Origin of the sequence: Emticicia sp. 21SJ11W-3 (assembly GCF_024138715.1) — a bacterium.
Taxonomy (GTDB): domain Bacteria; phylum Bacteroidota; class Bacteroidia; order Cytophagales; family Spirosomataceae; genus Emticicia; species Emticicia fluvialis.
This window is the reverse complement of sequence record NZ_CP092074.1, coordinates 2,624,237-2,636,741: the sequence shown is the minus strand read 5'-3', so window position 1 is coordinate 2,636,741 and position 12,505 is coordinate 2,624,237. Positions and strand designations below refer to the sequence as shown.

The window sequence follows — 12,505 nt, the reverse complement described above, 5'->3', positions numbered from 1 at the left end:
TTTATCATAAAGGTTTGATTTCCAGCTGAGTACCCAGATTAATGTTTTTATCTATCTGGTCTATTATGCCCATAAAATCGCTCTCGTTTTCGGCAAAATCAAGGTTATTGACATCTATTATCAATAGCTTTCCGTGAGTGTACAGGTTTACAAAATCTTCATAGAGTTTGTTAAGGCTTATCAGGTATGCCGGGTCTATGTTTCTTTCAAAATCACGGTTGCGTTTCAAAATCTGCCTTTGTAGTTTTGGCAAATCGGCACGTAAATAAATCATCAGGTCCGGGTGAGAAATCGCCTGAGTAATAGTATTAAATAAACCAGTGTATGTTTGATAATCCGTTTCGTTAAACTTGCCGGATTCGTATAAATTGCGAGCAAAAATATAGGCATCTTCATAAATTGACCTGTCTTGCACTATGGTTTTATCTTCGGTTAGCTTCTTGATTTTCAATACCTGCTCAAACCGGCTGTTCAGAAAATAAATCTGCAAATGAAACGACCACTTCTCCATATCTTCATAAAAAGGCGGCAGGTATGGATTGCCCTCAACAGCTTCAAATAAAACATCCCAACCGTAGTGTTCGGCCAGCTTAGTGGCCAGTGTTGTTTTTCCTGCCCCGATATTCCCGGTAATCGCAATATGCATTTATATAGTAATTAAAATTCAGATAATTTTTCAAAATAAACGCTAAAATGACTAAAATCATAGAACATCAAAAATAACTTTTGTAATTTTGCAGCATTCAAATCAAGTCTACGCCTTGAAATATTGAATTACTTATGAACACAATAGAATTAAACCATCAAACTATTCCGGCGAATCATACGCCAAAGGGTAAATATTCAGTTTTACTCTATTATATATACGCTCCCATTGAAAACGTGGTTGAGTATCGTGATATACACCACCAGTTCTGTATCGAAAACAATATTCTGGGTAGAATTGTGATTGCCCCGGAAGGATTAAACGGAACGGTTTCAGGCCTGGTTGAAGATTGTGAAAAATACATGAGCTGGGTAAAGGCAGACCCAAGATTTGCAAAGGTTGATTTTAAGGTAGAAAACCACGAAACACATGCCTTTACTAAGTTATATGTAAGAATAAAAAAAGAAATTGTACATTCTGAACTTCCGGTTAACCCATTAGAGCAAACAGGTAAACACCTTGAACCTGATGAGTTTAAGGAAATTATCAAGAATGACCCAGACGTGGTGCTGGTAGATATGCGCTCAAACTACGAACATTCTGTGGGTAAATTTAAAGGTGCAATAACCTTTGATATGGAGAACCTGCGTGAATTACCCGACCACGTGCATGAAATTGAACACCTCAAAAATAAAAAGGTAATAACCTACTGCACAGGAGGCATTAAATGCGAAAAGGCCAGCGCTTATCTTTTATCACAGGGTTTTACTGATGTGTATCAGCTGCATGGCGGTATTATCAAATATGGTCTGGAAGAAGGCGGAGAAGATTTTGATGGCAAATGTTATGTATTTGATAACCGCCTTACTACGGATGTCAATAAGGTGAATCCGGTTGTGATATCCAAATGTCATATTTGTGGCACCGAGTGCGACCGCATGGTTAACTGTGCTAACCCCGATTGCAACGAGCACGTGGCAATTTGCGAAAAATGTGGCTGGGAAATGGAAGGCGCCTGCTCAGTAGCCTGCAAGGAGAATCCAAGAAAACGCATCTATAATGGTACCGGCTATTATGCCAAAACAGTTGAGGGCTATAAACCCGAAATAGCACTCAGAACCCGGAAAAACACCAAAAATTTACATATTGTAGAAGAACTGGGCTTGTAAGCCTTATTAAATATCAGCAGCCCCGAAAAAACTAAAGAATTTTTCATTAAATTCTGTCTGGTTTCGGGGCTGTTTTTTTATATTTAGTACTTACTTAGCATTAGCATTACAATTATGGAAATTAAGTTTTTTGCCCATCAGTTAGATTTCAGGGATTGGCTGGAAGAGAACCACGAGAAAGAAAGCGAACTGATAGTTGGCTTTTATAAAGTTGATTCAGGCAAGCCAAGCCTTACGTGGTCTGAATCTGTAGATCAGGCGCTTTGTTTTGGCTGGATTGATGGTGTGCGCCGTTCGGTAAACCATGAAAGCTATTGCATTAGATTCACGCCTCGTAAGCCGGGTAGTAACTGGAGTACAGTGAATATTAATAAAATGGAGGAGATGATTCCGAAAGGCCTGGTAAAATCGGCCGGCCTAAAGGCCTACCATAAAAGAAAAGAACACAAGTCTAATGTCTACACCTACGAACAAGCCGAAGAGACTTTTTTTACTGCCGAAATGGAGATAATCTTTCAACAAAATCCACCAGCCTGGGCGTTTTTTCAGAACCAACCACCCTATTACAAAAAGCTAATGACACGTTGGGTGGTAAGCGCCAAGCAAAAAGCAACGCAAAGCTCCAGACTTGAGAAATTAATAAACGCCTGCGCAAAAAATGAACGATTATAGCTTTTTGCGCATTATATAATCGTTCATAAAATAATCTCCAATAGGAATATCCTCTTCTGCAATAATTTCAAAGCCCATTTTCTCATAAAAGAATCTGGCTTTGTTGAAACGGTTTACATTCAAATCGAGCCAAACCCCTCCTAATCCTTTTACCTCATTCTCAACTTCTGCCAGCAGTTTTTTGCCAAGGCCGCCTCCCTGGTAATCAGGGTTCAGGTATATTTTGTTTAGCTTATAAATCTTTATAGAAATATCTTTTATAGAATAAGAAGCAAAGGCAACGGGTATTTGCTGTCCGGTATCATCAGCCAAAAACTGCAAAACAAAAACCTGGCCATCGTTTAGTTGTTCTTCAAGACCTTCAATGCTGTAAATTAAATCAAACATGTATTGGGGTTGCTCCTTGCCCAAAATAGGCACATAAGTTGCAAACCAGGTTTTTTCAGCAATTTCACGAATCAGGGCAACATCTTCAGTATTGGCAAATCGGTAGGTCAGGTTCATACTTTGTATAATTTTCTTTGCAAATATAAACTCTGCTTACATAACATTTTGTTAATTTGCATAAAAATTGCATTCTACTAAAGGCGCCTTTATTTTGGGTACCCGTGAGCGTGATATTAACAAAACTATATGAAACCACTTATTTTAGTAACCAATGATGATGGTATAACATCAAAAGGGATTTCTGTTTTAATTGATATAGTAAAGAAAATCGGCGATGTGTTTGTGGTAGCGCCAGACAGCCCCAACTCAGGAATGGGCCATGCGATAACAGTTGATAGTACTATACATATAAAAAAATCAAAGATTTTTGAAGGAGTTGAAGCCTACGAGTGTTCTGGTACTCCGGCCGATTGCGTTAAACTGGCCAAGCATCATTTTCTGAAAGGAAAAAAAATAGACCTGGTTGTGAGCGGCATTAATCATGGCATGAACGCCTCGGTTTCTGTGCTTTATTCCGGCACCATGTCGGCTGCTGTGGAAGCCTCAATTGAGGGTATTCCTGCCATTGGCTTTTCTTTAAATGATTTCCGCTATGATGCAGATTTTAGCCACACGAAACGTTTATTGAAAAAAATTGTTGAAAAATCTTTAAAAAATGGCGTTCCTCCACATACGGCGCTCAATGTAAATTTTCCGGTAAAATCTGATGAGCCTATCAAGGGCATTAAAATTTGCAGACAAACCAACGGCTACTGGCGCGAAGAATTTGATGCCCGCACCGATTTATATGGCAGACCATACTTCTGGATGGGTGGCGATTTTGTGAATAGAGAACCAGACAGCCAGGATACGGATATATGGGCTATGGAGAATAATTATGCAGCCATTGTGCCGGTACAATATGACCGTACAGCGTACCCGGAAATCAAAACTTTGAAAAAGTGGAAGCTTTAGATTAAATGATTGGGTGATTTAGGGTTTGTTAACCTGTTTTGAAAAGATTCTTTCTGAAATATATAATAATTGCCTCTGTTTACACTTCAACTACTAACTTTATTATTATGGCAGTCTTAGGAAGTTTATTAAAAGGAAGTATAAAGTTTACAAGTACAATACAAAAAATAAGAAAGGTAAAACCTCAGAAATGGCAAAAAAAGGCTTTTACAAAGTTAGTTGCCAAAGCCAGATATACTCAGTTCGGCGAGAAATACAATTTTGAAGAGATTCTGAGTACAGCTATTTTTGAAAAAGGTAATGAGTTTTACACCAAGTTTCAGGAATCTGTTCCTATATACGACTACAATAAAATTTATGCCGAATGGTGGCACAAAGCCCGTAACGGCGAAAAAAATGTGTGCTGGCCGGGAAGAGTAAAATATTTTGCTTTAAGTTCGGGTACTTCAGACGCCGCCTCAAAGGCCATACCCGTAACTAAAGAAATGATAAAGGCTATTCAGCGCACAAGTATCAACCAGATTATTGCGTTGGGCCATTACAATGAGCTTCCTTCAAACATTTACGAAAAAGGTTACCTGATGCTGGGTGGCAGCACGGCTCTTAATGAAGTAGATTCCCATTATGAAGGCGACCTGAGTGGAATAACCACTGGTACGCTCCCATTCTGGTTTCAGAATTTCTATAAGCCGGGTCAGAAAATTGCCGCAGAAAAAAACTGGGCCAACAAACTGGAAGAAATTACCGAAAATGCACAGTATTGGGATATTGGCTTTTTGGCCGGGGTGCCTGCCTGGCATACGATATTGCTCGAAAAAATAATCAAGCGTTACAATCTTAAAAATATTCATGAGCTTTGGCCCAACCTTACAGCTTTTGCCTGGGGTGGTGTTTCTCTTGAACCCTACAAGCAAGGTCTTGAAAAATTATTTGGTAAACCAGTAATTTATATAGAAACCTATATGGCCTCTGAAGGTTTTCTGGCTTACCAGGACAGACCCGACGGCCACCTGCGCCTTGTTTTGAACCAGGGTATATTTTTTGAGTTTATTCCGTTTAACGAAAATAATTTTGATGAAGACGGCAACGTGGTTGATAAACCCGAAACGCTAATGGTACATCAGGTACAAGAAGATGTTGATTATGCCCTTCTGATTTCAACCTGCGCCGGTGCCTGGCGATATCTTATTGGCGACACCGTTAAGTTTACCAACAAAGCCAGAGCCGAGATAAAAATTACCGGCCGAACCAAGCATTTTCTTAGTCTGTGTGGTGAACACCTTTCTGTAGATAACATGAACAACGCCATAGAGTTGGTGTCAAAAGAAATGGACATTGATGTGCGTGAGTTTACAGTAATTGGTATGAAGCACCCACCTTTGTTTGCCCATCAATGGTACGTTGCAACTGACAGCAAAGTTGATGAAAATTTACTTTGCGAACTGATAGATAAAAAACTGTGTGAGCTGAACGACGACTATGCCGTTGAACGTGGCCATGCATTAAAGAATGTATTTTTACGTGTATTGCCAACCAGTGCATTTTATGAATGGATGAAGCAAAAAGGAAAAGAAGGTGGGCAGCACAAATTTCCAAGAGTATTGAAAGGCAAGCAGTTAGAAGATTGGGAAGAGTTTGTGAACAAGAATTATCCGAAGGTTGGAGTTTAACTCCAACCTTTATTTTTTCTTATATAAATCGTCACTTACTTCATTTGGTTTTGCTTTCAAAAAATCAGCAATTTGCGCTTCTGTCATACCCAACTCAATTTGCAGTTTTGGCAGGCTTTTTCTTAGTTCCTCAGCACCTTTTGGGGTAACATCTGTTTTCCAAAGGTATAGCTTCTTCAGATTTATAAGCGTTTTAAGATTTTTTAGTCCCGAATCGCTTATTTTGTTGCCCGTGAGATTTAAATATTCCAGACCTACCAAGGGGTTGAGCTGATACAGCCCATTGTCAGTCACTTTGGTATTTTCAAGATGCAGGCGTGTAAGTTTAGTCAGCTTGGCAACTTCGGCAAGGGCTTTATCTGTTATCTGGGTGTTACTCAGTTTTAGCCAGAGTGTCTGGTCTTTTGCTTTTGTAATCACAGAAACTTCATTATCAGTCAGTTTAGGTTTGTTGATAAAACTAATCTCTATGTAATTGTTATTCTGGGCAAAAGGCAGAATCAAAGCTCCGATCTTTTTTATTGCTTGTGCAGAACCCTCATCTAATTTATCAACGCTTTCGTTAAGAAGTTTTTCTTCTATCTCAAATTTATCCTGAGGCACTTTATCTGCCGATGAAGCAGTACCCGCGCCAGAGCCTAATTTAGCCAGAATAGGTTTTATGGTTTCGGGGGTTTGCACTTCCCGCACCTTCTTATCAAAAGTGGCTCCCTGTTCTATCCACCATTTTAGTAGCGCCAGCTCATCTTCAGTAATCTGCGTTTTGCCTTTGGGAGGCATGTGGTCATCATCCGTCTCCGGCAAGATTATTCTCTTTATAAACTCACTCTTTTCTGTATTACCTGCCACAAAAATATTACCGTGCTTTCCTCCTTTTTTAAGCAGCTCAATTTCATCCATTCTCAAGTCTCCTTTCATTTTATTGGCATTATGGCAAGACTCACACTTTTGCTTAAAAATAGGTTTGATGATATCCTGATACACCAGTGCCTCCTGAATGTTTTTGATTTTTGGTTTCTTCTCATCATTTTCTTGCACAGGTTCTTTTTTGTCTGGCATACCCAACCAGCCTCTCACGGGTTGTGGTGTGTTTTCAGTCAGATACGTTTCACCATGTGTCAGATTACCGCCATGATGCCCGGCAGCAATCATAAGCAATAATGATAATACCAAAGCCGGAAGATACAAAACACTGCTAAGGCCCACCCTTTCATTTACCCATCTGTTTTTTCCCAGCCAGGCCAGCCAGCAAAATACAGCCAGCCATATTCCCTGCATTTTATGTTCTTCAAGCATATCTGCTTCATAGCCTCCTTCCAGAGAAAGAAAGTATCCGGCCACACAAGCCATAGTTGCCCCTATGGCTGACAGCAACAGAATGCTTTGCATTACTTCTGCGCTTATACTTAACCGGCCGGTAATTTTAAGTAACTCAAAGACACCCGCAATAAGCAGAAAGCCAATAGGCAAATGTACAAGTAATGGATGAAACCGGCCAAAAAAAGCAGCCCATTCAGAAACGGTAAGGAGTGCCATTAACTAATAATGATAAGGTTGAAACAACTGCTTGTAGTAACAGTATAATCCAAAGTTAATAAATTATACCAATAAAAAATAGCCAAAGCACGCGGCTTTGGCTATTTTTAAAAATCTATATTTCAGGAGATTAATATCCCGGATTCTGAACTAATACAGCTTTTCCGTCTTTCTGGCTGTTCAGGATTTCATCCTGTGGCAGCGGGAAGTAGTTATTTTTAGGAGCAGTAAATACTTTACCTGCCATATAACCACGTTTGGTGAAAGTTCTTCCTGATGGCTCTTTACCTGGAAGCGCTTCTTCCTGTGCATATTTGTTCAACACTTTATCTGCAATTCCCCAACGAACAAGGTCGAAGAAACGGTGGCCTTCCATTGCAAACTCAAGACGGGTTTCCATACGAACTGCATTTCTTGCAAAGTCTGCACCTTTGCTGGCAAATGTACCGGCAGCATAAGGCTCAACTTTGTAATTTACGGTTGCATCTTGTACTGAACCATTTTTAGCACGGTTACGAATTTGATTAACATAACCTTCAGCAGCACCAAGGTTGCCAAGTTCAACTTCGCATTCAGCAAGCCACAAAATTACCGAAGACAATTTAACAACTCTGAAGTTATTGTTAACTGCACGTTTGTTGGTTGAGTGCGTTGAGCTGTTTTCATCAGCAAGGTAATACATCCATTTTTTACCAATGAACGGCCCCGCATAAGTCTGGTCACGTACCCAGGTAGAACCAGGCATCGGGCCCCAGTCAAGGAAGTTAACACCTCTGCGGCCAACTGTCCAGTCAAGTCTTGGGTCAACCGGAATCGATTTATCAAGCGTGAAAGCAGTACTTGCACTGATACCCTGGTCGTTTGGTAGGTCAACCTGGTTGTAAGTATCCTGCGTACCATCAGCAGAGTTGCCAATTAATGGCAAGCCATTTGTGTCAGTTTTAAATGCATTTACCAGGTTATGTGACGGCTGATAAAATCCGCAGCAACCTCTACCCGGTGCGGTTGAAGAGTATGGCCAGTTCAGGTTGTCACCCACATTACCGTTATCACCGTTAGTACCATCATTTACAGAGAACTGAACCTCAAAGATTGATTCAGCATTATTATTATAAATGTTTCTGTAATTATCATGATAGTTAGTCATTAATTTTTTACCAGAGTTTTTCAGGATATCCTCCAACAATGCTTTAGCAGGCGCCCATTTTCTCTGAAACAAATATGCTTTGGCCAACATTGCTTTTGCAGCCCATTGGCTTGCTCTACCTTTTTGAGATTGAACAGTAGGAAGGTTTTGCGCAGCAAAAGCGAAGTCAGCTTCAATTTTTGGCCAGATATCTTCCGTATTAGGTATTTTTGTTGAGTTTGGATCCGCAGCATTGTAGATTTTCTCATCAATGTACGGAACGTTATTCCACATTTTTTTACATTCAAAATGGTAGAAACCTCTCAGGAAACGAGCCTCTGCAACCACCTGAGTTTTTTCAGCGTCAGTCATATCCCTGATATCCGGGCTGGCAACTACCTGAATTACATCATTTGCTCTGGCAACACCATCATACATACCCCACCATTTTCCAAGAAAATAAGTGTTATCTGCCAACCAGTTGTATTGCTCAATAAACGATTGCTCAGGTTGGTCACCGGCATCAGTACCTTTTACGGCATCATCAGAAGCTACCCCACCATACACGTAGTTTGATACAGTTGATGTACGTCCGGTATTACCAGAACCTACACCGTCAAGCAAAGAATAAACCCCAATTAAAAGAGCGTTTACTCCATTTTTGGTCTTCAACTGACTTTGAGAAGCACGTCCTTGCGGCTTCAGGTCGAAGAACGAGTCAGAACAAGCAAAGTTTGTTACGACTAATAATGCTATAATTAATGTTTTTTTCATTCTTTTTTGTCAATGTAATTAATGATAATTAGAATCCTAAACGAAGACCAACTAAGTATGATTTCGCAACAGGGTATGCGCCTTCATCAATACCCATGTGGATATCCTGGTTGTCATTACCAGATCTTCTTAGGTTAATATCTGGATCAAGACCAGTATACTTGGTAATTGTAAAGAGGTTTTGTCCTTGTACATAAACCTGAGCACTGCCTAAACCAGCTTTTTTAATAAGGCTGGTTGGTAATGAGTAGGTTAACTGAATGTTTTTCAGACGTAGATAAGAACCATCTTCAAGGAAGTAAGAAGATACCTGCTGGCTGGTTGCATCACCAGAGTTCAAACGAGGAAGTTTAGCATCATCACCTGGTTTTTGCCATGATTTATATAACATATCTTTTGATCTGTTACCCTGGAACGTGTTGAAGTCTGTCCAGTATCTAACATAGTTGAAAATCTGGTTGCCTTGGCTTCCTTGTCCGAATAAGGTCAGATCCCAGTTTTTATAACCCAGGTTTACATTGATACCATAAGTAAAGTCAGGATGCGGGTTACCTATAATGGTTCTGTCGGCAGCTGTAATTACACCGTCACCGTTTACGTCTCTGAACTTGAATGTTCCGGCTCTTGTATAGGAACCAAATTTAGGAGCAGCAGCAGCTTCCGCATCATCTTTAATTACACCATCAACAATATATCCATAATAACTGGCAATTGGTAAACCCGCTTTGGTGGCTGAAATTGCCGGAAGACGCGTAGTGAAACCAAATATGGTAGCATTCGGGTCATTATTCAACTTAATAACCTCGTTTTTGTAGTGCGAGAAGTTAACACCCACTGTGTAACGGAAATCGCCAATTTTATCGCGGTAGTTTAAGCCAAGGTCAATACCTTTATTTTGCACCTCACCAATGTTGGTATAAGGTATAGTACCCGTACCTGCAGTTCTTGGAATAGCAATCTGCGTTAACATATCAGAAGTTACACGTTTGTAAAGGTCTAACACAAACTCAAGTTTGCTGTTAAACAACACCGCATCGATACCAATGTTTGTAGAAGTTGTTGTTTCCCACTTACCGTTAGGGTTACCAAACTGAACAAGGTCAAAACCACCAACAATTGATGAGCCGGTACCATTGATGTCATAAGCATTTCTGATAGGGTCTGCTGCATAAAGTGTATAGGCATTGTAAACGTTAGGTATCAACTGGTTACCAGTTTTACCCCAGCCTAAGCGCACTTTCATATCGTTAAGGAATTTCAACTCTTTCATGAATGCGTATTCAGACAAACGTACCCCTACTGAAAACGCCGGGAAGATACCGTATCTGTTAGCAGCCGAGAAACGTGACGAACCATCGCGACGAAGCGTGAAGTCAGCCAGGTATATATCTTTGTAAGCATAGTTTACTTTGCCGAATTGAGAGAACAAAGCACTTACCGTAGCACCACCGCCTGAGTTATTTAAACCGGCTGCAGCACCTGCGTCAAGATAACGATACTCCAAATCGTCAAATGCAAAACCACTTCTGTTGGCCTGGAAACCAAACGCATAAGTTGTAACGGCCTCAGTACCAACCAGAACATTGAAGCTATGAGAGCCAATTTCTTTGTTATAGTTTAAGGTATTGAACCAGGTAACTGAGCGGTCATAGTTATTGATAACGTTCAAGCTGTTTGCGGCTCTTGCCTCAGCAGCTTCAATATCGCGGTGAAAATACTCTGAACGGTTGTATTGGTTATACTCCAAACCTAAACTGGTTCTTGCTTTTAAACCCGGAATAAGGTCTAACTCAGCAAATACGTTACCGAAAATGTGCGTTCCTTTGGTGATGTTGTCTTTTTCACGATACAATCTGGCCAATGGGTTAGGCGCGTTACCAAGGTTTACACCTTTACTACCTGCAAAACCATTGTAAGGCGAGCTGTTAGTACCACCCAAAGCAGTCGGGCCACCGGTAATATCAAACACAGGGATAATAGGGTGAACGCGGATAGCAAACATAATCGGGTTAGATTCGTCGTTGTTCGTAATACCTTGTCTTTCATCATAAGACACCGTCAGGTTTTCACCCAAAGTAAATCTTCCTTTTTTCAATTCAGTGTTTGCTCTAACTGAGTATCTGTCATATTTCGTGTATCTCAGAATACCATCTTGTTTGAAATAGTTGGCAGAAACCGCATATTTAGCATTGTTAGTACCACCCGTTGCACCAACCTGGTAATTTGAGATCGGAGCCGGATCAAAGATTACATCCTGCCAGTTAGTACCTTCTTTGTTGGCTTTAGTAATATTGAAAGCCGTTTTACCCAGGTTAGGGTCTGCAATGTCATTGGTATAAGTAATACCTGCAGGCAAAGAACCATAAACGTTAGGGTAAATATAATCGGCCACGGTTTGCGTACCATCCTGTGCAAATTTGTATTGTACTGATGGTGAGGTGGTCCAAGGTGTTTTACCTGCTCCAACATCAGCACGGTACAAGTATTCGCCTAATTCTTTGGTATTCAATAAATCAAGCATTTTACCAGGTCTTTGTGTACCTGTATAAAAATCAAATGAGATGCTTGGCTCACCTGGTTTACCTTTTTTGGTAGTGATAATCACAACCCCGTTGGCTGCACGAGCACCGTAGATTGATGCAGCAGATGCATCTTTCAATACCTGCATCGACTCAATATCGTTCGGGTTAATCTGGTTCAGGGTACCTTGAGTAGGCACACCGTCAATTACATAAAGAGGGCTGTTGTTGTTAACTGAACCAAAACCACGGATACGAACCATGGTACCACCACCCGGAGAGTTGTCGTTACCAACGGTTACACCAGAGGCTCTACCTTGTAACATTTGTGTTACGCTGGCGGTAGGTGTGGCGGTTAGTTCTTTTGCTCCTACCACAGTTACGGCACCGGTAATGTCTTTCTTGCGCTGAGAAGCATAACCCGTTACAACAACTTCGTTAAGTGTCTTGGTGTCAGACATTAACGAAACGTTTACCTCAGAGCGGTTACCGATTACTTCTTCTTTGGTTTCATACCCTATAGAAGAGAAAACAAGCGTTCCGCCATTTTGCGGAACATCCAACGTAAAATTACCGTTGGCGTCAGTTGATGTACCTTTCGTAGCGCCCTTCAAGAGAACCGTTACACCCGGCAAACCCATTTGGGCTTCAGCATCAAGAACCTTTCCTGTGATTTTTCTTTGGGCGAATGCAGAGGTCCCGAGGACAAAAAACAGCATAATCAGAGCTCTCGCTCTGATAGAAACAGAGTAGGATTGTTTCATGAAAAAATATAAAATTAGGTTAATAAAAAAGCGTAATAATATTACGATTCAGTCTAAAGTTTAGCAAACTTTATTTTCAAGGTTTAAGGGATAATTGGTTTTTAGACGCCCGTTTAGTCTGGAAAAAGAAGGATGAAATCTGTTAGGGTTGAATGCAATACTAAAAACATTACAATAGTATTATATTAAGAGTTAATATAAAAATAGTTGTAGCAAGAAATTTTTATT

The 12,505-nt window shown here is 40.4% G+C and carries 9 protein-coding genes; 4 read left to right on the top strand and 5 right to left on the bottom strand.

What is annotated here, in order from left to right; genetic code table 11:
* Positions 1–4: 4 nt before the first annotated feature.
* Positions 5–646, bottom strand: a complete 642-nt coding sequence (locus MB380_RS11155) for a deoxynucleoside kinase (RefSeq protein ID WP_253522291.1) — start codon at positions 644–646, stop codon at positions 5–7.
* A 134-nt stretch (positions 647–780) separates the two neighbouring features.
* On the opposite strand from MB380_RS11155, the gene MB380_RS11150 reads away from it, so the two are divergent.
* A complete protein-coding gene (locus MB380_RS11150; protein ID WP_253522289.1) occupies positions 781–1,815 on the top strand; it encodes a rhodanese-related sulfurtransferase in 1,035 nt (344 codons plus the stop codon).
* Positions 1,816–1,929: 114 nt separating this feature from the next.
* Positions 1,930–2,487 carry a YdeI family protein gene (locus MB380_RS11145; RefSeq protein WP_253522286.1) on the top strand — a complete coding sequence of 186 codons (558 nt, stop codon included), beginning with the start codon at positions 1,930–1,932 and terminating at the stop codon, positions 2,485–2,487.
* Here MB380_RS11145 and MB380_RS11140 read toward each other — a convergent pair.
* Complete coding sequence (locus MB380_RS11140) at positions 2,482–2,991, bottom strand: GNAT family N-acetyltransferase (protein WP_253522285.1); 510 nt, start codon at positions 2,989–2,991, stop codon at positions 2,482–2,484. The two genes, MB380_RS11145 and MB380_RS11140, sit on opposite strands and share 6 nt — an antisense overlap.
* A 129-nt stretch (positions 2,992–3,120) precedes the next feature.
* Between MB380_RS11140 and surE the strand changes: the two genes are divergently transcribed.
* Together surE and MB380_RS11130 are read left to right on the top strand one after the other, a co-directional pair.
* On the top strand, positions 3,121–3,888 hold the full coding sequence (gene surE, locus MB380_RS11135; RefSeq protein WP_253522282.1) for a 5'/3'-nucleotidase SurE: 768 nt from the start codon (positions 3,121–3,123) through the stop codon (positions 3,886–3,888).
* Between the two features lie 107 nt (positions 3,889–3,995).
* Positions 3,996–5,558, top strand: coding sequence for a GH3 auxin-responsive promoter family protein (locus MB380_RS11130; protein ID WP_253522280.1), 1,563 nt, complete (start codon positions 3,996–3,998; stop codon positions 5,556–5,558).
* A 9-nt stretch (positions 5,559–5,567) separates the two neighbouring features.
* Here MB380_RS11130 and MB380_RS11125 read toward each other — a convergent pair whose 3' ends face one another.
* The 3 genes from MB380_RS11125 to MB380_RS11115 form a co-directional block, all read right to left on the bottom strand.
* Positions 5,568–7,094 (bottom strand): c-type cytochrome domain-containing protein, encoded by a 1,527-nt coding sequence (locus MB380_RS11125; protein WP_253522278.1) that lies wholly within the window; start codon positions 7,092–7,094, stop codon positions 5,568–5,570.
* 130 nt (positions 7,095–7,224) lie between these two features.
* Positions 7,225–8,994 carry a RagB/SusD family nutrient uptake outer membrane protein gene (locus tag MB380_RS11120; RefSeq protein WP_253522276.1) on the bottom strand — a complete coding sequence of 590 codons (1,770 nt, stop codon included), beginning with the start codon at positions 8,992–8,994 and terminating at the stop codon, positions 7,225–7,227.
* A 28-nt stretch (positions 8,995–9,022) separates the two neighbouring features.
* The gene (locus MB380_RS11115; RefSeq protein WP_253522274.1) at positions 9,023–12,277 is read right to left on the bottom strand and encodes a TonB-dependent receptor; all 3,255 of its coding nucleotides are present in this window, start codon (positions 12,275–12,277) and stop codon (positions 9,023–9,025) included.
* Positions 12,278–12,505: the final 228 nt, after the last annotated feature.